General features: G+C 67.6%; 19 protein-coding genes and 1 pseudogene. 12 read left to right on the top strand and 8 right to left on the bottom strand.

The window, feature by feature from the left end; translation table 11 throughout:
* Window positions 1–73: 73 nt before the first annotated feature.
* Window positions 74–1,474 carry a BaiN/RdsA family NAD(P)/FAD-dependent oxidoreductase gene (locus P4826_RS01190; protein ID WP_317702194.1) on the top strand — a complete coding sequence of 467 codons (1,401 nt, stop codon included), beginning with the start codon at window positions 74–76 and terminating at the stop codon, window positions 1,472–1,474.
* A 6-nt stretch (window positions 1,475–1,480) separates the two neighbouring features.
* Here the strand turns inward: P4826_RS01190 and sufT are convergent, their stop codons facing one another.
* From sufT to sufB, 6 genes are all read right to left on the bottom strand, one after another.
* Window positions 1,481–2,035: a putative Fe-S cluster assembly protein SufT gene (gene sufT / locus P4826_RS01185; RefSeq protein ID WP_317702193.1), complete on the bottom strand. Its 555-nt coding sequence runs from the start codon at window positions 2,033–2,035 to the stop codon at window positions 1,481–1,483.
* A complete protein-coding gene (gene sufU, locus P4826_RS01180; RefSeq protein ID WP_317702192.1) occupies window positions 2,032–2,499 on the bottom strand; it encodes a Fe-S cluster assembly sulfur transfer protein SufU in 468 nt (155 codons plus the stop codon). Before sufU ends, sufT begins: the two co-directional genes overlap by 4 nt.
* Window positions 2,496–3,755 (bottom strand): aminotransferase class V-fold PLP-dependent enzyme, encoded by a 1,260-nt coding sequence (locus P4826_RS01175; protein ID WP_317702191.1) that lies wholly within the window; start codon window positions 3,753–3,755, stop codon window positions 2,496–2,498. The genes sufU and P4826_RS01175 overlap by 4 nt, the downstream gene beginning before the upstream one ends.
* Window positions 3,756–3,870: 115 nt before the next feature.
* Entirely contained in the window at window positions 3,871–5,130 is a 1,260-nt protein-coding gene (locus P4826_RS01170) for a SufD family Fe-S cluster assembly protein (RefSeq protein ID WP_317702190.1), read from the bottom strand.
* The gene (gene sufC, locus P4826_RS01165; protein WP_317702189.1) at window positions 5,130–5,900 is read right to left on the bottom strand and encodes a Fe-S cluster assembly ATPase SufC; all 771 of its coding nucleotides are present in this window, start codon (window positions 5,898–5,900) and stop codon (window positions 5,130–5,132) included. The genes P4826_RS01170 and sufC overlap by 1 nt, the downstream gene beginning before the upstream one ends.
* 71 nt (window positions 5,901–5,971) lie before the next feature.
* Complete coding sequence (gene sufB, locus P4826_RS01160; protein WP_317702188.1) at window positions 5,972–7,450, bottom strand: Fe-S cluster assembly protein SufB; 1,479 nt, start codon at window positions 7,448–7,450, stop codon at window positions 5,972–5,974.
* 295 nt (window positions 7,451–7,745) lie between these two features.
* On the opposite strand from sufB, the gene rpsU reads away from it, so the two are divergent.
* From rpsU to P4826_RS01145, 3 genes are all read left to right on the top strand, one after another.
* Window positions 7,746–7,958 (top strand): 30S ribosomal protein S21, encoded by a 213-nt coding sequence (rpsU, locus tag P4826_RS01155; protein ID WP_007833691.1) that lies wholly within the window; start codon window positions 7,746–7,748, stop codon window positions 7,956–7,958.
* A gap of 89 nt (window positions 7,959–8,047) precedes the next feature.
* Window positions 8,048–8,509 carry a GatB/YqeY domain-containing protein gene (locus P4826_RS01150; protein ID WP_317702187.1) on the top strand — a complete coding sequence of 154 codons (462 nt, stop codon included), beginning with the start codon at window positions 8,048–8,050 and terminating at the stop codon, window positions 8,507–8,509.
* A gap of 228 nt (window positions 8,510–8,737) precedes the next feature.
* Window positions 8,738–9,649, top strand: coding sequence for a bifunctional GNAT family N-acetyltransferase/nucleoside diphosphate kinase regulator (locus P4826_RS01145; RefSeq protein ID WP_317703681.1), 912 nt, complete (start codon window positions 8,738–8,740; stop codon window positions 9,647–9,649).
* A gap of 21 nt (window positions 9,650–9,670) precedes the next feature.
* Here P4826_RS01145 and P4826_RS01140 read toward each other — a convergent pair whose 3' ends face one another.
* Complete coding sequence (locus P4826_RS01140) at window positions 9,671–10,564, bottom strand: LysR substrate-binding domain-containing protein (RefSeq protein WP_425605252.1); 894 nt, start codon at window positions 10,562–10,564, stop codon at window positions 9,671–9,673.
* 98 nt (window positions 10,565–10,662) lie between these two features.
* On the opposite strand from P4826_RS01140, the gene P4826_RS01135 reads away from it, so the two are divergent.
* From P4826_RS01135 to P4826_RS01105, 7 genes and pseudogenes are all read left to right on the top strand, one after another.
* Window positions 10,663–11,751, top strand: a complete 1,089-nt coding sequence (locus tag P4826_RS01135) for a tartrate dehydrogenase (RefSeq protein ID WP_317702185.1) — start codon at window positions 10,663–10,665, stop codon at window positions 11,749–11,751.
* Between the two features lie 113 nt (window positions 11,752–11,864).
* On the top strand, window positions 11,865–13,214 hold the full coding sequence (gorA, locus tag P4826_RS01130; protein WP_317702184.1) for a glutathione-disulfide reductase: 1,350 nt from the start codon (window positions 11,865–11,867) through the stop codon (window positions 13,212–13,214).
* Window positions 13,215–13,407: 193 nt separating this feature from the next.
* A complete protein-coding gene (locus P4826_RS01125; protein ID WP_317702183.1) occupies window positions 13,408–14,439 on the top strand; it encodes a patatin-like phospholipase family protein in 1,032 nt (343 codons plus the stop codon).
* A 44-nt stretch (window positions 14,440–14,483) separates the two neighbouring features.
* A pseudogene (locus tag P4826_RS01120) lies at window positions 14,484–14,771 on the top strand (altronate dehydratase); the annotation flags it as partial.
* A gap of 59 nt (window positions 14,772–14,830) precedes the next feature.
* Window positions 14,831–16,300 (top strand): NAD-dependent succinate-semialdehyde dehydrogenase, encoded by a 1,470-nt coding sequence (locus P4826_RS01115; protein ID WP_317702182.1) that lies wholly within the window; start codon window positions 14,831–14,833, stop codon window positions 16,298–16,300.
* Window positions 16,301–16,486: 186 nt separating this feature from the next.
* The gene (locus tag P4826_RS01110; protein ID WP_317702181.1) at window positions 16,487–17,293 is read left to right on the top strand and encodes an aldolase/citrate lyase family protein; all 807 of its coding nucleotides are present in this window, start codon (window positions 16,487–16,489) and stop codon (window positions 17,291–17,293) included.
* Between the two features lie 36 nt (window positions 17,294–17,329).
* Complete coding sequence (locus P4826_RS01105; RefSeq protein WP_317702180.1) at window positions 17,330–17,968, top strand: DUF938 domain-containing protein; 639 nt, start codon at window positions 17,330–17,332, stop codon at window positions 17,966–17,968.
* A gap of 266 nt (window positions 17,969–18,234) precedes the next feature.
* Here the strand turns inward: P4826_RS01105 and P4826_RS01100 are convergent, their stop codons facing one another.
* Window positions 18,235–19,275, bottom strand: a complete 1,041-nt coding sequence (locus tag P4826_RS01100) for a DnaJ C-terminal domain-containing protein (RefSeq protein ID WP_317702179.1) — start codon at window positions 19,273–19,275, stop codon at window positions 18,235–18,237.
* Window positions 19,276–19,411: 136 nt separating this feature from the next.
* Between P4826_RS01100 and murI the strand changes: the two genes are divergently transcribed.
* Window positions 19,412–20,287, top strand: a complete 876-nt coding sequence (gene murI, locus P4826_RS01095; RefSeq protein ID WP_317702178.1) for a glutamate racemase — start codon at window positions 19,412–19,414, stop codon at window positions 20,285–20,287.
* Window positions 20,288–20,291: the final 4 nt, after the last annotated feature.

Here is a 20,291-nt window from a genome sequence, read left to right as displayed (position 1 = left end):
GCGCATGGCATAGCGGCCGCGCAGACGGCGGCTGGGCGACAATGGCCGGCTTTGCCCGTCAGACTGCTGCCCCGTGTCCACTCCGTTTTTTGATGCCGTCATCATCGGCGCCGGCGCCGCCGGCCTGTTTTGTGCCGCCCAGGCAGGCCAGCGCGGCCTGAAGGTGCTGCTGATCGACCATGCGGACAAGGTGGCCGAGAAGATCCGCATCTCGGGCGGCGGGCGCTGCAACTTCACCAACCGCGAGCTGGATGTGCGTGCGCCGCACAAGCATTTTGTCGGGCAGAACCCGCAGTTCTGCCGCTCCGCCCTGTCACGCTACACGCCTGCGGACTTCATCGCCCTGGTGCAGCGCCACGGCATCGCCTTTCACGAGAAGCACAAGGGCCAGCTGTTTGCCGACCGCTCGGCCGAGGACATCATCGCCATGCTGCTGGCCGAATGCGCCGATGGCCGGGTGGAGCGCTGGCAGCCCTGCGGCGTAAAGAGCGTGGTGTTTTTGGCGGCCGAGCGACTTATCGCAAATCAGGCGGCAAACCCTCACCCCCGCCCTCTCCCAGAGGGAGAGGGAGCAAAACCAGCGCAACCGATCGCCCTCGCCCCTTTGGGGAGAGGGAGGGGTGAGGGGCATCCACGCCCTGGGAACTCCCAAGCTTTATCTGGCTTTATCGCAGATGCAGAAAGCGCTGGCAGCTATCAAATCAATACCGATCGCGGCCCGGTGCTGGCGCGCAGCCTGGTCATCGCCACGGGCGGGTTGTCCATCCCCAAGATAGGCGCCAGCGACCTGGGCTATCGACTCGCCCAGCAGTTCAAGTTGCCCCTGGTCGAACGCCGGCCCGGCCTGGTGCCGCTGACCTTCGACGGCGCCGAGTGGGCGCCTTATGCGCAGCTGGCCGGCCTGGCGCTGCCGGTGGAGATCAGTACCGGGGCCAAGAAAGAGCGCATGGCCTTTCACGAGGATCTGCTGTTCACCCACCGCGGCCTGTCGGGGCCGGCGGTGCTGCAAATCTCCAGCTACTGGCGGGACGGCCAGCCGCTGGCCATCGACCTGGCGCCGGGTGTGAATCTGGGCGAGGCGCTGCGGATGGCCAAGGCGCGCTCCAGAAAACGCATCGCCAACGAGCTGGCCACCCTGGTGCCCACCCGCCTGGCCGAGGCCTGGGCCAGCACCGACGCCGACTGGCAGCGCCCCATCAACGAGGCCGCCGACAAGGCCCTGGCGCGCCTGGCCGAGCGGCTGGCGCGCTGGCAGCTCACGCCCACCGGCACCGAGGGCTACAAGAAGGCCGAGGTGACGCTGGGCGGCGTGGACACGCGCGCCCTGTCGCAGCAGAGCATGGAATGCAAGAGCCAACCCGGCCTGTACTTCATCGGCGAGGTGGTGGACGTGACCGGCTGGCTGGGCGGCTACAACTTCCAATGGGCCTGGGCCAGCGGCCATGCCTGCGCGCAGGCGCTGCCGCTGGGCTGACGCGCGCTACAGCCCCAGCGCCAGCTGCGCCTCTTCGCTCATCATGGCGCGCTCCCAGGGTGGGTCGAACACCAGGTTCACGGTGATGTCGCCCACGCGCGGCAGGGTCAGCACCTTGTCGCAGACCTCGTTGGCGATCGATTCGCCCATGCCGCAGCCGGGGGCGGTGAGCGTCATGTCGATGACCACGCGCACCTTGTCGGCGTCGTCCGAGGGCTCGAAGTCGAGCCGGTAGACCAGGCCCAGATCGACGATGTTGACCGGGATCTCGGGGTCGTAGCAGGTGCGCAGCGTGTCCCAGATCAGCGGCTCCAATTCGTCCAGCGGCAGGTCGGCCGGCACGACGATGGTCTCGGGCGGCTGCTTGCCGATGGCGTCGGCGTCCGCCCCTTTCAGGCGCATCAGCTGACCCTCGACCAGCAGGGTGAAGGACGAGCCCAGGGCCTGCGTGATCTGCGCCAGCTGGCCGGCTTCCAGCTCCACGGGGTAGCCGGTGGGGATGGTTTCCACGGTGACGCTGCGGCGCACCAGCACGTCCTCGCGGTGGCGGCGGTTCATCATGGCTGGCCCTCCTCTTCGGTGCTCACCGCCTGGCCGTCGTTGTCGGCAATGGCATGCATCAGCGCGTGCCAGCCCAGCAGCGCGCATTTGATGCGGCTGGGGTATTGGCGCACGCCGGCCAGGCTGACCAGCTTGCCCAGGGGCGCGTCCTCGGGTTCTTCCTCGCCCGTGAGCACGGCGCGGAAATGCTGCTGCAGGGTCTTGGCCAGCTCCACGTCGCGGCCCTTGACGGCCTCGGTCATCATCGAGGTCGATGCCATGCAGATGGCGCAGCCCTGGCCGGTGAAGCGGATGTCGGCCACCCTGTCGCCGTCCATCTGCAACTGCACGGCCACGCGGTCGCCGCACGACGGGTTGGTGCCCTGGGCCTGGTGCGTGGCATGCGCCAGCTGCCCAAAGTTGCGCGGGGCGCGCTTGTGCTCCAGCACCACTTCCTGGTAGAGATCGTTTTCAGCACTGCTCATTGAAAAACCTTGATGGCATGGGCCACGGCGGCGACGAAGCGATCGACCTCGTCGCTGGTGTTGTAGAGCGCGAACGAGGCGCGCGTGGTCGGCCCCAGGCCCAGGTGATCCAGCAGCGGCTGGGCGCAGTGGTGGCCGGTGCGCACAGCGATGCCGCGCTCGTCCAGCAGCGTGCCGATGTCGTGCGGGTGCACGTCGTGCGAGACAAAGGACACCAGCGAGGCCTGCGTGGCATGCGGCGCCAGCACGCTGATGCCATCTATTGCCTGCAAGCCGGCCAGCGCCTGCGCGCGCAGGGCATGCAGGTGCTGGTCGATGGCGGTGCGCCCCACCTCGTCGATAAAGCGCGCGGCGGCCGCCAGACCCACGGCCCCGGCCACGTTGGGCGTGCCGCCCTCCAGGCGTGCGGGCAGCTGGGCGTAGCCGGCTGCCTCGTAGCTGACCCAGTCCACCATGTCGCCGCCCAGGCGCAATGGGTATAAAAATTGTAGCGCCTCGCGCTTGCCTACCAAGGCGCCCGTGCCCATGGGGCCGTACATCTTGTGGCCAGAGAAGGCCATGAAGTCGCAGTCCAGGGCCGACAGAGCGGGCATGGCGTGGCCCACGGCCTGGGCGGCGTCCAGCACCGTCAGGGCGCCAGCCTGGCGCGCCAGGGCCAGCATTTCTTCGTAGGGCGGGCGCTCGCCGGTGGCATTGGCGCCGGCCGTCACGGCAAACACCCTGGTGCGCGCGCCCAGCAGGCGCTGCAGATCCTGCGTATGGATGCGGCCCTCGGCGTCGGGCCTGAGGATGACCAACTCGGCCCCGCTCATGCGCGCTGCCTGCTGCCAGGGCACGATGTTGGCGTGGTGCTCCAGGCCGCTGACGATGATCTCGTCGCCGGGTTGCAGCCAGGCCTTGCCCGGCCCTGCGGCCCACAGGCCCTGGGCGACCAGGTTCAGCGCCTCGGTGGTGCCGCTGGTGAAGACCAGCTCATGCGCCGACCCGGCGCCGACGAAGGTCTTCAGCGTGGCGCGCGCGGCCTCGAAAGCGTCGGTGGCGCGCTGGCTCAAGGTGTGCACGCCGCGATGGATGTTGGCGCGGTCGCGCTGTTCAAACTGCTGCATGGCCTGTTGCACGGCCAGCGGGGTTTGCGTGGTGGCGGCGTTGTCCAGATAGGCCAGGGGGTGGCCGTGGATCGATTGGGCCAGGATGGGGAATTGGGCGCGCAGGCGGCTCAGGTCTTGCTGCTCTTGCTCGCCTGGCTGGCCCCTCACCCCTACCCTCTCCCCAGCGGGGCGAGGGAGCGAGGCCGCGCCGGTATCAACCCCCTCTCCCCCTGGGAGAGGGTGGGGGTGAGGGCCGGCGACACCCACACGCTCAGCCAGTGAGTCAGCCATGCCGCACCTCCACATCGGCTTTCAGCTGCACCGCTATGGCGCGCGCCAGCCAGCCGCCGCCCAGCCACTGCGCCAGCAAGCCGTCGTCGTCCTGGCCCAGGCAGCGCTGCAGCAGCGCGCGCGCCATGCCCTCGATGATCAGGCTGCGCGCGCTGGCCTCGTCCAGGCCGCGCTGGCGGGCGTAGAACAGCGCGTCCTCGGGCAGCGCGCCCCAGGTGGCACCATGCGCGGCCTGCACGTTGTCGTGCAATATCTCCAGGTGCGGGCGCAGGATCAGGCGCGGGTTGCCCGACAGCGGCACGCCCGCCAGGCGCTGGCGCACGTTGGCCTCGTCGGCGCCGGCGGCGATGGTGGTGTAGGCATTGGCCACCGCATGGGCCTTGCCCTGGGCCAGCGTCAGCGTCTCCACCGTGCTGGCGCTGTGCGCGGCCTGCATGCGGGTGTAGCTCTGGTGGTCTATCTTGTGCGCGCCGGCCAGCAGCAGCGCCGCGCTGTGCGCCTGCGCGCCCTTGCCCTGCAGCTGCACCAGGCTGCGCTGCAGGTGGTAGCCGGCCGATGTGGCGACCAGCGCCTGCGCGTACTGCGCGCCGGCGGCAACGTTGATGTGCAGGTGGTGCGCCACGCTGTCATCGGCCACGGGCGCGGCGATGCGCAGGTGCTGCAGTTGCGCGCCGGCGCCCAGGTGGATATGGGCGTGCAGGTTTTGCGCCACCGCGTGCTGGCAGCTGCCGACCTCGCGCTCATGGCTTTCGATGAGCACGCAATGCACGCCAGGGTCCACCTCCAGCACCAGCAGCGGCGCCTCGGCCTGGGCGCGCGGCTGGTGGCGCAGCTCCAGCCAGACGGGTTCGCGCTCCTTGCCCGGCGTGGCGCTGATGCGCAGGCGCAGGCCCAGGCGGCACAGCGCGCGGTGCGCCCAGGCAAAGGGCGCGGCCTCGCCGTCAACGCCCGTGTTGCCCGGCCGTGGCAGGCCGGCAAACAGCTCGCTGCGTTCGGCGGGGTCGTGGGCATCGAGCCAGCGCGCATGGATGCCGCTGGCGCCGTGGTTGCCGTCCGGGCGATGCAGGGGGTGCAGCGTCCAGCCCGCGCCGCTCAGGGCCGGGATCTCGCAACCGCTCTCGCCTTGCGCGCCCAGCCATTGGTCCAGCGCCGGCGGCGGCAGGTGGTGAAAGGCTTCGCTCTTGCGCGCGATCCAGCCCTGCTGCTGCAGGTGCTGGCGCGCGGCCAGGATGTCGGCTCTTGCGCTGTCCATCATGCCTCCACGGCCTGCGGCGCGCGCGCAAAGCCGGTACGCGCGATCTCGCGCGCCAGCTCCAGGTCGCCGGTCTCGGCAATGCAGCCCTGGTGCAGGCGCAGCACGGCATCGGGCTCCAGGGATTCGATCATCTGCAGGTAGTGCGAGATGACGATGAAGGCCGTGCCCTCGGCGCGCAGCTTTTGCACCAGGGCGACGACGGCGCGCACGCCGTCCACGTCCATGCCCGAGTCGATCTCGTCGAGCAGCGCCAGGCGCGGCTTCAAGAGCGACAGCTGCAATAGCTCGTTGCGCTTACGCTCACCGCCGGAGAAGCCCTCGTTGACCGGGCGGCCCAGCATGGCTTCGGGCAGGCCCAGATCCTTGGCGGCCTTCTTGGCGCTGGAGAGGAAGTCGAAGGCATCCAGCGGCTCCTGGCCACGCGCCTCGTGCTGGGCATTCAGCGCGGTGCGGATGAACAGGTTGTTCTTCACGCCCGGCACATCGGGCGGCGACTGGAAGGACAAAAACAGCCCGGAGCGCGCGCGCTCATGCGCCGGCAGCGCCAGCAGATCCTGCCCCGCCAGCAGCGCCTGACCGCCCTGCACCTGGTAGTGCGGATGGCCGGCCAGGGCCATGCCCAGCGTGCTCTTGCCGCTGCCGTTGGCGCCCATCAGCACGACGAGCTGGCCGGGCTGCACGTCCAGCGATACGGAATGCAGCACGGTGCGCTCGCCAATGTTCACGCGCAGGTCGCGCACTTGCAGCAGGGGTGGGGTGTGTGTCATGTGGGTTCCTATTATTTTGATAGCTTCTCGCGCTTTATACATAAGCGCTACAGCCCGTTTTTATCTGAATATCAGCCTACCGCGCCTTCCAGCGACACGGCCAGCAGGGCCTTGGCCTCCAGGGCAAATTCCATCGGCAGCTCCTCCAGCACGGCCTGGCAGAAGCCGCCCACGATCAGCGCCGTGGCGTCCTGCGCGTCTATGCCGCGCTGCTCGCAATAAAACAGGCGCTCCTCGCTGATGCGCGTGGTCGTGGCCTCATGCTCCACCACGGAATCGCTGCGCGCCGTGTCCACATAGGGATAGGTGTGGGCGCCGCAGTGCGGGCCAATCAAGAGCGAGTCGCACTGCGTATGGTTGCGCGCGCCGGCGGCGCCGGGGTTGATGCGCACCAGGCCGCGGTAGCTGTTTTGCGCGTTGCCGGCGCTGATGCCCTTGGAGACGATGCGGCTGGTGGTGTTCTTGCCCAGGTGGATCATCTTGGTGCCGGTGTCCGCCTGCTGCCAGTGGTTGGACACGGCGATGGAGTGGAACTCGCCATTCGACTCATCGCCGCGCAGCACCACGCTGGGGTACTTCCAGGTGATGGCCGAGCCGGTCTCGATCTGCGTCCAGGCGATGCGCGAGCGCTTGCCCGCCGCCAGGCCGCGCTTGGTGACGAAGTTGTAGATGCCACCCTTGCCGTTCTCATCACCCGGGTACCAGTTCTGCACCGTCGAATATTTGATGAAGGCGTCGTCATGCGCGACGAGCTCCACCACGGCGGCGTGCAGCTGGTTCTCGTCGCGCTGCGGGGCGGTGCAGCCCTCCAGGTAGCTCACCTGGCTGCCCTCCTCGGCAATGATCAAGGTGCGCTCGAACTGCCCGGTGTTCTGGGCATTGATGCGGAAGTAGGACGACAGCTCCATCGGGCAGCGCACGCCCTTGGGGATGTAGACGAAGGAGCCGTCGGAAAACACCGCCGAGTTGAGCGCGGCGTAGAAGTTGTCGCCCTGCGGCACCACCGTGCCCAGGTACTTCTCGACCAGCTCGGGGTGGTTCTGCACCGCGTGCGAGAAGCTGCAGAAGATCACGCCCACGTCGGCCAGCTGCTTGCGAAAGGTGGTGCCCACCGAGACCGAGTCGAACACCGCATCCACCGCCACGCCGGCCAGCGCCGCGCGCTCGTGCAGCGGCACGCCGAGCTTTTCGTAGGTCTCAAGCAGCTTGGGATCGACCTCGTCCAGGCTCTTGGGGCGATCCTTCATGGACTTGGGCGCCGAGTAATACGACAACGCCTGGAAGTCGACGGGCGCGATGTTCAGCCGCGCCCAGTCGGGCAGCTCCATCGCCTGCCAGCGCTTGAACGCCGCCAGTCGCCAGTCGAGCAGGAATTGCGGCTCGCGCTTGATGCGCGAAATGGAGCGGATGGTGTCCTCATCCAGGCCCGGCGGCAGGCTGACGGACTCGATGTCAGTGACAAAACCATGCTGGTAGGGGCGCGCAAGCGCCTGTTCAAGCGCCGGCGCCTGCTCTACGGGCGTATCCAAATTCTCTGACGGTGTAGACATGGCCATTCGATGAGCGTTTAAACATTCATATGGTATGAATCTTTTGCAGATTCAGCAAAGCGCCAGGCTGTCCCTGTATGCGCGCCAGGGCTATTGTCGCCTTTCAACCCCCACCCGCCGGCTTGCGGCGCGCATAGCCTTGCTCGCATGCGGCTTATCGCTATAATGCTTGGCTTTGCTGGCAAACCCCGTCGGCCGGATACTAGTTACAAGACGGGGAACCCGCCGCACATGGCAGCCCGGCCCGATCTTCCTGGCTACCCTCTGTGGGCATATTTTGGAAACACCTTAGCTAATGACCACCATTCGCGTTAAAGAAAACGAGCCTTTTGACGTTGCCCTGCGCCGCTTCAAGCGCACCATCGAGAAGCTGGGCCTGCTGACCGACCTGCGTGCCCGCGAGTTCTACGAAAAGCCCACCGCCGAGCGCAAGCGCAAGAAGGCCGCCGCCGTCAAGCGCCACTACAAGCGCGTGCGCAGCATGCAGCTGCCCAAGAAGCTGTACTAAGCACAGCCCGGCGTTTTTACTGACGCCCACAAAACCCGCGCTAGGGACGCCAAGCGCGGGTTTTTGCTTTTTTGACTTGGAGAAACCCCATGAGCCTCAAAGACCAGATCACCGAAGACATGAAAACCGCCATGCGCGCCAAGGACAGCGAGCGCCTGGGCACCATCCGCCTGCTGCAGGCGGCCATGAAGCAAAAGGAGGTGGACGAGCGCATCACTCTGGACGATGCCGCCATCGTCGCCATCGTGGACAAGCTCATCAAGCAGCGCAAGGACAGCATCACGGCGTTTGAGGGCGCGGGCCGCCAGGATCTGGCCGACAAGGAAAAGGCCGAAATGGCCGTGCTGCAGGCCTACCTGCCGGCGCGCATGTCCGAGGCCGAGATCCTCGACGCGGTCAAGGCCATCGTCGCCGAACTGGGCGCGGAACTCGGACGCCAGGCAGGCCCAGGCGACATGGGCAAGGTCATGGGCGTGGTCAAGACCCGCCTGGCCGGCAAGGCCGAGATGGGCCAGGTATCCAGCGCCGTGAAGGCCGCGCTGGCGGGTTGAGCATCGATTCGGCCTTAGCCCCAGTTACTATTATTTTAATAGCCTCAAGCGCTTGATAAACAAGCGTTTGAAGCTATTTTTTTTTGGAACAACGGCACGCCCCATGCGGCTACTGCACGGCATCACGCCCCGCTCGCGCGCACTGCACTAAGATGGCCGCCCTGTCGAAAGAACCGTCATAGCCACGGCCATGAAAGGCTTTCATTCTTGCAACCAACCGTGGTGAAGATGAGCAAGCCTTTCATTTCTCTGTGCCCGGAGATCACGCGGGCACACGCGCTGCATTTGATGGACTGGCTGGAGGACGAGAGCGTCACCCGCTATTTGAGCGATTCGCGCCATGTCTCGCGGTTCATCGAACAGGTCATCGGCCGGGTTCAGCTGCCGATCCTGACCCATCTGTTCAATCAGGGCGGTCGCTTCTTCATGGCCTACGACCGGCATGACCAGCCGGTGGGCTTTGTCCGCCTGGTCAAGAACGGGCCTGACTGCGAGATCGTCCTGCTCATCGGCAGCCGCGACAACTGGGGCCGAAACCTTGGCGCCAGCGCCCTGCGCGAAGGCATGAAACTGGCCTTCTTCGACATGCGCGCCGAGAGGCTTGTCGCCAAGATCCACGCCGACAACACGCGCTCGCTGAAGGCCTTTCAGCGCTGCGGATTTCTGCCTGACGGCGCAACGCCCACACTGAAGTCCTATGCCATGACCTCGGCGCACTATCTCCAGCACTTGCGCGCAGGCACCATGGGCGACTCCTGCCAGATCCACATCACCGAAGTCGACCAGGCGCGGCTGCGGGACCTGGTGGCGCTGGAGCTGGACGCGCATGTGGTCGATCTGGAACACGAGATCGAACGCGCCATCGTCGTCGATGCCCGGCAAGTGGCGCGCAATGTGGTCACGATGAACTCCAGGGCCTTGCTGCATCTGGACGACGAGAAAGTGGAGGTGGCCCTGGTCTACCCACAGGACGCCGACGACAGTGCCGGAAAGCTGTCGGTTTACTCCGACATCGGCACCGCCATCCTGGGCTACAAGGAGGGTGACGCCTTCGACTGGCGGATTCCGAACCGCACGCGCCGCATTTCGATTGAGAAAGTGCTTTACCAGCCAGAAGCCGCGGGCGATTTCGACCTGTAGTGCACAGCGGGCACCCCGCAATCACCCCCATTCCTGCCGGAAGTACGCCTGCAGAAACTCCACGCACACGCGCACCTTGGCCGACAGCTGCAGCCGCGTGGGGTAGACGGCCCACACGTTGGCCTCCTGACGCCACTCGGGCAGCAGCTGCACCAGGCGCCCCGCATGCAGGTGCTGCTGCACATCCCAGCGCGAACGCAGCGCGATGCCGCAGCCATCGACGGCCCACTGCACCACCATCTCGCCGTTGTTGGCCGACAGCGGGCCCGTTACCTTCAGCGACTGCTCCTGCGCACCCGCGCGCAGGCGCCAGACGCCGAACGGGTGGTCGCGCTCCTTGATCACCAGGCAGTCGTGCGCGGGCAGCTCGGCCGGGGTGCGCGGCGTGCCGCGGCGCGCCAGGTAGCTGGGCGCGGCGCAGAGCACGCGGTGGTTGTCGGCCAGGCGCCGCGCGATCAAGTGCGGCGCGATCTCGTCGCCCACGCGCACGTCCAGGTCAAAGCCCTCGGCCGCCACGTCCACCAGCCGGTCGAACACCTCCAGCCGCACCTGCAGACCCGGGTGCTGGCGCACCAGGCGCGACAGCGCCGACGCCACCACGTTGCGGCCAAAGCCGAAGCTGCTGGAGACGCGCAGCAGGCCACGCGGCTCGCAGCGCGTGACCGCTACCTCCTGCAGCAGCTGATCCATGTCGTCCAGGATGCGCTGCGCCCAGTGGAACACGCGCTCGCCCTGGTCGGTGACCACTACGCGGCGCGTGGTGCGGTGCAAGAGCGGTACGCCCAGTTCCTGCTCCAGCAGGCGGATGCGCTTGCTGACATAGGCGGGCGAGGCTCCCAGCTCCTGCGCGGCGGCGGCAAAGCCGGCCTTGCGCACCACGGTGCAGAACACGCGCAAATCGTCGGTGGGTGGTATTTTCTGCACGATGTGTGAACAATGAAACCACGAAATGGCTCATTGTATGAACCTCGTGATCAGTGAACAATGGCGCCCATCACCCCTTGGAGCACCCCATGCAAACCACCTACAAGATTGCCGTCCTGCCCGGCGACGGCATTGGCAAAGAAGTCATGCCCGAAGGCCTGCGCGCCGTCGAGGCCGCCGCCCAACGCTTTGGCCTGTCGCTCGAATTCCACCACTTCGACTGGGCGCATTGCGACTACTACGCGGCCCACGGAAAGATGATGCCCGACGACTGGAAGGCGCACCTACAAGGCATGGACGCCATCTACTACGGCGCCGTGGGCTGGCCGGCCACCGTGCCGGACCATGTGTCGCTGTGGGGTTCGCTGCTGAAGTTCCGCCGCGAGTTCGACCAGTACATCAACCTGCGTCCGGTGCGCCTGTTCGAAGGCGTGCCCTGCCCGCTGGCCGGCCGCAAACCCGGCGACATCGACTATTACGTGGTGCGCGAGAACACCGAGGGCGAGTACACCTCGCTGGGCGGCATCATGTACGAGGGCACCGAGCGCGAGATCGTCATCCAGGAATCGGTCTATTCGCGCCACGGCGCGAACCGCCTGCTCAAGTTCGCCTTTGAGCTGGCGCAAAGCCGGGCGAAGAAGCATGTGACGCTGGCCACCAAAAGCAACGGCATCGCCATCAGCATGCCCTGGTGGGACCAGCGCGCCGAGGACATGGCCAAGCACTACCCCGAGGTGGCGCTGGACAAACAGCACATCGACATCCTCACGGCGCGCTTTGTGCTGCAGCCGGGGCGCTTTGACGTGGTGGCGGCCACCAACCTGTTTGGCGACATCCTCTCCGACCTGGGGCCGGCGACCACCGGCACCATTGGCCTGGCGCCGTCCGCCAACCTGAACCCCGAGCGCAGCTTCCCCAGCCTGTTCGAGCCCGTGCACGGCTCGGCGCCCGACATCTGCGGCAAGAACATCGCCAACCCCATCGCCATGATCTGGTCGGGCGCGCTGATGCTGGACTTTTTGACGCAAGGCCAGGGCGCGGGCCGCGCCGCGCACGATGCCATCGTGGCCGCGATCGAGCAGGTCATCAAGAGCGGGCCGCGCACGCCCGACCTGGGCGGCCAGGCCAGCACCCAGCAGGTGGGCAAGGCCATCGCGGCGACGATCACCAAGGGCTGACGCCCACCGCCGCCAGCCGGCGCCGGCGCCGGCATTGCCCCTGCTCGGCCCCCTGCTTGCAGGACAGGGCAAAATGGCCCCGTTGCAAGACAGCCAAACAGCAGGAGTCCGGGATGAAGCACTACGACTACATCGTCATCGGCGGCGGCAGCGGCGGCATCGCATCGGCCAACCGCGCCGCCATGTACGGGCGCCGGTGCGCGCTGATCGAGGCCCATGAGATCGGCGGCACCTGCGTCAATGTCGGCTGCGTGCCCAAGAAGGTCATGTGGCATGCGGCCCAGATCGCCGAAGCCATACACCGCTACGGCCCCGACTATGGCTATGACACCCGCGTGAACCGCTTCGACTGGCAGCGCCTGATCGAGAGCCGCAGCGCCTACATCGCGCGCATCCACGAGTCCTACGACAGTGGCCTGCAACGCAACAAGGTGGATGTGATCCGTGGCTTCGGCCGCTTCGTGGACGCGCGCACCATCGAGGTCGAGGGCCGGCGCCTGAGCGCCGACCATATCCTGATCGCCACCGGCACCCGTCCCACATGGCCAGCGATACCGGGCGCCGAGCTGGGCATGGACTCCGACGGCTTCTTCGCCCTGCCCACCCTGCCCGCGCGCACCGCCGTCGTGGGCGCCGGCTACATCGCCGTGGAACTGGCGGGCGTGCTCCACGCGTTGGGCTCGCAGACCCATTTGTTTCTGCGCCGCGCATCGGCGCTGCGCCATTTCGATCCCATGCTGGGCGAGACGCTGATGCAGGTCATGGAGGCCGAGGGCCCGACGCTGCACCGCCATGCCACGCCCCAGTCCGTCACGCGCAATGCCGACGGCAGCCTGTGCCTGCGGCTGGAGGATGGCCGCAGCCACAACGTGGACTGCATCGTCTGGGCCATAGGCCGCAGGCCCGACACCTCGGGCCTGGGCCTGGAGGCCGCGGGCGTGGCGCTGGACGAAGGCGGGTACATACAGGTCGACAAGTTCCAGAACACCAATGTCGGCGGCATCTACGCCGTGGGCGACATCACCGGCCGCATCGAGCTCACGCCCGTGGCCGTGGCCGCGGGCCGGCGCCTGTCCGAGCGCCTGTTCAACAACCGGCCGGACGAGTTTCTGGACTACGAGAACATCCCCAGCGTGGTCTTCAGCCATCCACCCATAGGCACGGTGGGACTGACCGAGCCCCAGGCCCGCGAGCGCTTTGGCGACGCCCAGGTCAAGGTCTACCAGGCGGCGTTCACGGCCATGTACACGGCCGTGACCCGGCACCGCCAGAGCGCGCGCATGAAGCTGGTCTGCGCCGGCCCCGAGGAGCGCATCGTCGGCATCCACGGCATAGGCCATGGCATGGACGAGATCCTGCAGGGCTTTGCGGTGGCACTCAAGATGGGCGCAACCAAGCGCGACCTGGACGACACCGTAGCCATCCACCCGACGGCGGCCGAGGAATTCGTGACCATGCGCTGAGCGGCGCAGCGCGCGGTGCCCGGCATGGCAAGCACCATCAAGCCACTTTCAATTTAATAGCTATCAGCGCTTGCCAGATAAGCGCAAACGGCCATTTTTGCCCTGATCTCTTCGCACCAGAACAGCATTGCCGACGAGGCCGAGAATCACCCGCCCTATACTCCCCGCCCCTATGAATGCAGGATTTTCTGGCATGCGCCGGCATGCTGTCTGGCGCCCACTGGCCGCCATCGGCCTGGCCGGACTGGCCGCATGCAGCAACACCACGCCGAGCCAGCCCACGATCACGCCGCAGGCCACGGCCACCGCCCCGCCCGCCCCCATCAAGATCGGCATCGCGCTGGGCGGCGGCGCGGCCAAGGGCTTTGCCCATGTCGGCGTGATCAAGATGCTGGAGGCCAACGGCCTGGCGCCGGCGGTGGTGGCCGGCACCAGCGCCGGCAGCGTGGTGGGCGCGCTGTACGCCAGCGGCATGAACGCGTTTGAGCTGCAGGACAAGGCCGTGGCGCTGGACGAGTCCAAGGTGCGCGACCTGCAGCTGTCCTCGGGCGGGCTGGTGCAGGGCCAGAAGCTGGAGGACTACGTGAACGAACAGGTGCGCCGCAAGAGCCTGGAGCAGCTCGCCAAGCCCTTCGTGGCCGTGGCCACGCGGCTGGAGGACGGCGAGCGCACCCTGTTTGCGCGCGGCAACACCGGTCAGGCCGTGCGCGCCTCCAGCAGCGTGCCGGGCGTTTTCCAGCCGGTCAGCATTGGCAAATACCACTTCGTCGATGGCGGCGTGGTCAGCCCCGTGCCGGTGGATGCGGCGCGCCAGCTGGGCGCGGACATGGTGATCGCCGTGGACATCTCCAACAAGGCGCGCGGCAAGACGCCCGAGCACATGCTGGGCGCGCTGAACCAGTCGATCGCCATCATGGGCCAGAAGCTCGGCCAGGCCGAGCTGGCACGCGCCGACGTGGTGATACGCCCGCAGGTGCTGGACATGGGCCCGGTGGACTTCAACCAGCGCACCCAGGCCATCGCCGAAGGCGAGAAGGCCGCCCTGGCCGCCATGGCGCAGATCCGCGAACGCATTGCGCAGCTGCAGGCCGAGCGCGCACAGGCCACGCGCCTGGCGCAGCAAAAGGCCTCCGAGGCCGCGCGCCAGGCCTGCCTGGACCAGCGCTCGCGCCTGCAGAAGCTGGCCGATATGGCCGGCATGGACGGCTCCTGCGAGCCGCGCTGAACTACTGCGCCAATAACCTGGCCTCTTCCCGCAGGCACTCCACCAGCGGCGCCAACCTGATCTGCTTTACCACCGGGCGCGGCTCCATGTTCGGCAGCAAGCCCGCGCCCACCATGAAGCTGGCCAGCAACACGGCCATGTACCAGCGCCTGTCGGAGGACATGGACATCAACTGCGGCCTGATAGTCGATGGCGAGTGCAGCGTGGCCGAGATGGGCCAGCGCATCTTTGAACAGATCCTGCGCCACGCCAGCGGCGAGCCCACCAAGAGCGAACAACTGGGATTGGGAGACAATGAGTTCGTGCCCTGGCACCTGGGCATTGTTAGCTAAAACCATAGCTTCAAGCGCTTATCCATCAAGCGTTAGCAGCCAATTTGACTGATAACACCATGCCTCTGACCCTGACCCGCCCCGACCTCATCCGCAGCGCCAACTTTATCGCCGGCCAGTGGAGCGCCACGCCCGCCGCCCGCCTGGCCGTGACCGACCCGGCCACGGGCGCCACCATCACCGAGGTGCCCGACTCGGGCGCTTTGGAGGCCCGCGCCGCGCTCGACGCCGCCCACGCCGCCTTCCCCGCCTGGCGCAAGGTGCCGGCCAAACAGCGCGCGGCCATCATCAAACGCTGGAACGACCTGGTGCTGGCGCACCAGGACGACCTGGGCAAGCTCATCAGCCGTGAGCAAGGCAAGCCCCTGGCCGAGGGCAAGGGCGAGGTGGCCTACGCCGCCAGCTACATCGAATGGTTTGGCGAAGAGGCCACGCGCATGAATGGCGAGATCATCCCCGCGCCCCTGCCGGGCCGGCGCATGTTCGCGCTCAGGGAACCGGTGGGCGTCGTGGCCGCCATCACGCCCTGGAACTTTCCCGCCGCCATGATCGCGCGCAAGATCGCTCCGGCCCTGGCCGCGGGCTGCACCGTGGTCTGCAAGCCAGCCGAGGACACGCCGCTCACCTCCCTCGCCCTGGTGCTGCTGGCGCAGGAGGCGGGCGTGCCCGCCGGCGTGCTGAACATCGTCACCGCCTCGCGCGAGAAGACGCCCGAGGTGGTCGATGTGTGGCTCGACGACGCGCGCGTGCGCAAGATCACCTTTACCGGCTCCACCCCCGTGGGCAAGCATTTGGCGCGGCGCAGCGCCGATACGCTGAAAAAACTCTCGCTGGAGCTGGGCGGCAACGCCCCCTTCATCGTCTTTGACGACGCCGACGTCGATGCCGCCGTGGACGGCCTGATGGCCGCCAAGTTCAGGAACGGCGGCCAGACCTGCGTCTGCCCGAACCGCGTGTTCGTGCAGCGCGGCGTGTTCGATACCTTCGCGCAGAAACTTGCCGCGCGCGTGGCGGCGCTCAAAGTCGGCCCCGCCAGCGACCCGGCCTCGCAGATCGGCCCCATGATCAACGACCGCGCGGTCGAGAAGATAGAGCGCCATGTGCAGGACGCCGTGGCCAAGGGCGCCAAGGTGCTTGCCGGCGGCAAGCGTTTGCCCGAGCTCGGCGCCACTTACTACGCCCCCACCGTGCTCAGCGGCGCCGACGCCCGCATGGCCTGCGCCTGCGAGGAAACCTTCGGCCCCGTCGCACCGCTGACCATGTTCGACAGCGAGGACGAGGCGCTGCAGGCCGCCAACGACACGCCGTTTGGCCTGGCCGCCTACTTCTACAGCCAGGACGTGCGCCGCATCTGGCGCGTGGCCGACGCGCTCGAATCCGGCATCGTCGGCATCAACGAGGGCGCCATCTCGGCCGAGGCCGCGCCCTTTGGCGGCGTGAAGGAATCGGGCTACGGCCGCGAGGGCTCCACCCACGGGCTGGACGATTACCTGCACACCAAGTACATCTGCCAAGGCCAGTTGGACTGAGGATGAAACACAACCCCCTGAGCCGCTGCGCGGCTTCCCCCTTCTCTCGCATCGCTGCGCGCCGCGGGAAGGGGGACGACGCCAGCGCGGCGGGGCGGCCCTTGCGCGGCGTCTGCCGGCCTGCGTCGCGACCGTTTCACGCGCCGCGGATAGTGCGCGGCGCCATGGACAACTGAGGATCAAGCAATGCCCGCACACAACCCCTTCAAGACCGCCCTGGCCGAACGCCGCCCGCAGATCGGCCTGTGGCTGTCCATGGCCGACCCCTACCTGGCCGAGGCCGCCGCCACCTGCGGCTACGACTGGCTGCTGATCGACGGCGAGCACGCGCCCAACGACCTGCGCAGCACCTTGGCCGCCCTGCAGGCCGTGAACGCCTACCCGGCGCATCCGGTGGTGCGCGTGGTCGAGGGCAGCCAGGCCCTCATCAAGCAGATGCTGGACATAGGCGCCAAGACCCTGCTGGTGCCCATGGTGGACACGGCAAGCCAAGCCCGCGCCATCGCCGCCGCCACGCGCTACCCGCCGCAGGGCGTGCGCGGCGTCGGCAGTGCCACGGGGCGCTCGTCGCTGTGGAGCAGCCGCAGCGACTATCTGAACGTGGCCAATGACGAAGTCTGCCTGCTGCTGCAGGCCGAGACCGCCACGGCCCTGCAGAACCTCGAAGCCATCTGCGCCGTGGACGGCGTGCACGGCATCTTCATAGGCCCGGCCGACCTGGCCGCATCCATGGGCCACCGCGGCAACCCCGGCCACCCCGAGGTGCAGGCCGCCATAGCGGGCGCGATGAAGACCATCATCGCCAGCGGCAAGGCGGCCGGCACGCTGACATCCGACCCGACGCTGGCCCAGCGCTACCTCGACCTGGGCTGCACCTTTGTCGCCGTGGGCGTGGATGTGCTGCTGTTCGTGAACGCCGCGCGCCGCCTGCGCGGCCAGTTTGCCGGCGCGGGCGCAGCCCCTGCGGCAAGCGGCCCGAGCGCGGCCTATTGAACGCGGGGCCATGGCAGATCCCGCATCATGCGGGGCATGACCGAACCCCGCCCCGACCACCTGCCGTCTTCCCTTCCCTTCTCCCAGGCCTGCGAGAACAACCAGGCCCCCATACTCGCCGTGCTGCAGCAGGCCTTTGCCGACCGGCGCCAGGTGCTGGAGGTGGGCTCGGGCACGGGCCAGCACGGCGTGTACTTTGCGCCGCGCCTGCCGCACCTCGTCTGGCAGACCAGCGACCTGGCCGAGAACCACCCCGGCATACGCGCCTGGCAGGCCGCACACCCGGCGCCCAACCTGCGCGCGCCGCTGCTGCTGGACCTGGCAGGCAGCGCCTGGCCCGACGGCGCCTTCGACGCCGTCTTCAGCGCCAACACCACGCACATCGTCGCCTGGCCGCTGGTGCAGCGGTTGTTCGCTTTGGCCGGCGCCCACCTGCCCGCAGGCGGCGCGCTGGCGCTGTACGGCCCGTTCAACTACGGCGGCAGCTTCACCAGCGACAGCAACCGCGCGTTTGACGCCTGGCTGCGCCAGCGCGATGCGCGCAGCGGTATACGCCATTTCGAGGACATCGTGGCGCTGGGCGTAGAGCATGACCTGGCGCTGGAGGCGGACAACGCCATGCCGGCCAACAACCGGCTGCTGGTGTTTCGCCGCGGGGCGCCGGCCGGCGCATAGGCTGGCTGCTGCAACCCCGCCACTGTGGCACACACCTTGGATGTTATTGGCCTGATTCGCCCGCCCCATAAGCGCGAGAAGCTATTTTTTTGAAAGCAAGCAGACATTCCCAGCGGCTGTGCCGGCTGAAGGACCTATTCAAGTGAAGCGAACAACCGCATCCGGCGATGCGGCCACCACCGGTGGGGCTCACGGTTACACCCGAGGCTGGGCTCTACCGGCCAAAAGCGGGCAGCGGGCCATCATGCTGATGGCCGTCAGGGGTCTCACCTGCGCCGATCCTGCCAGCTATCCACCAACCGGGTCCATGCCGCCATTTGGTCGCCAGCCGACGTACCTGCCGCCCCGGAGTTGCTACTCACCAGCCGATCGATCGCTGCCTCCTGCTCCGGGCTGAATTCTTGCGGAAACATCGGCGCGACGGTGACGATGCAGTCCGCAGCCTCTCCAGTGTTCGTCCAAGGCAGGCCCGCATTTTTGATGCGATAGCTCAGGGAGCCTCGTCGCAGCTTCATCTGTTGCAGGCCGCGAGGGGTTGGAACCTCGATCCAGCGATTGGCCATCCATGCAAAACCGTCGACGGGTAGCTCGCACCTCAAGGTTCCGTCGGCTTCGGCCGTGAAGAACTCGTGCGGCTGCAGTTCCACGCGCACGCGCAGCGCCAGCCTGTGCTGACGCTGCCTGCCTTGCACGTTGGCCGTGACATTCAGCAGGTCGCCCGCATGCGCACCCGGCGCGACCTGCACCCGGCAGCGGTATTTGGTCGCCGGCGCCTTCCCGCTGGCCCCGCAGGCGGTGCAGGCTTGGTGCGTCTTCCCCTGCCCCTGGCAGGCGGTGCACTCGACGGTGGACGATACCCAGGTGAACCAGAGGTGCTGTCGGATGTGGCCGGCGCCATTGCATTCGCTGCACTCGGTCGCCTGCAATTGCAGGCCACTGCCTTCGCATTCGACGCAGTCTTCGACCACCTCGCCCCGCACTTCCCTGACGCAGCCGCTCACCACATCCTCAAGCGTCAGGCTCACGGAGTGCTCGACGGTGAATTCCTCTGCACCAGGGGCGGGATCCTCGGCTTCGGCCGCCGGCTCAGCCCGGGCCTGGCGGATCGCTTTCAGTGCCCAATTGATACGCTGCATCTTTTGCAGGGCCTGCGGGCTGTCGTTGCGATCCGGGTGCCAGCGCGCTGACAGGCGGCGCCACGCGGCCTTCACCTCGGCATCGCTGGAACCCGGTGCCAGACCAAGTTCGTGGTAAGAATCGTCGAGGTGCATGATCTCCGTTGCGCAAGATTTGCTGCGATGCAGCATGGTAGCAGGCACAGCTTGCCGTCGCGCCTCTCACGCTGGATGCACTGGGCTGGCACCCACCCAGGCATACTTGCCACCCGCGCCGCCGCCGCGACGGCAGGCGCGCCCGACTACACCAACCCTCCCCACGCCTTCCATGACATCGCCCCCCGCCGCCCGTCCCATAGGCGTATTCGACAGCGGCATAGGCGGCCTGAGCGTGCTGCAGGCCCTGCGCCACGAGCTGCCGCACGAGGACTTCATCTACCTGGCCGACAGCGGCAACGCGCCCTATGGCGATGAGAAGGGCGAGGCCTTTGTGCAAGAGCGCACGCTGGCCATTGCCCGGTGGCTGCTGCAGCGGCACGACATCAAGGCCCTGGTGGTGGCCTGCAACACGGCCACGGCGGCGGCGGTGGAGCGGCTGCGCGCCAGCCTGCCGGATCTGCCGGCGATTGGCGTGGAGCCGGCGCTCAAGCCCGCCGCCGCGCGCAGCCAGACGCACCATGTAGGTGTGCTGGCCACGCGCGGCACGGTTGGCAGCGCGCGCTTTGAGCGCCTGCGCGAGCAGCATTCGGCGCACACGCGCTTTGCCGTGCAGGCCTGCGACGGCCTGGCACGGGCCATAGAGCAGAGCACCGAGGAGCCCCTGCCGGCGCTCGAATCTGCAGCAAAAATAAGAGCGCTTTGCGCACAATACACGGGCGCTTTAGGCCCGTTTGGCCTGAAAACCGGCGACATCGACACGCTGGTGCTGGGCTGCACGCACTATGTGTTCGCCAAGGATGTGTTGCGCGCGCTGGTGGGCCCGGACGTACAGATCCTGGACACCGGCGCCGCCGTGGCGCGGCAGACGCGCCGCATCCTGACCCAGGCCGCCGCGCTGGCGCCCGAGCAGGCGGCGGACGGCGAGCTGGCCGCGCCGGGACGCATCAGCCTCTACACCACGGGCCAGCTGGGCGCACTGCAGGCCGCGGCCGTGCGCTGGCTGGAGCTGCCGGCCCACTGCTGCGCGGCGCTGCCCCAGGGCTGAATCC

This window comes from Diaphorobacter limosus (assembly GCF_033100095.1).
GTDB lineage: Bacteria > Pseudomonadota > Gammaproteobacteria > Burkholderiales > Burkholderiaceae_C > Alicycliphilus > Alicycliphilus limosus.
This window is presented reverse-complemented; position numbering and strand designations above follow the sequence as displayed.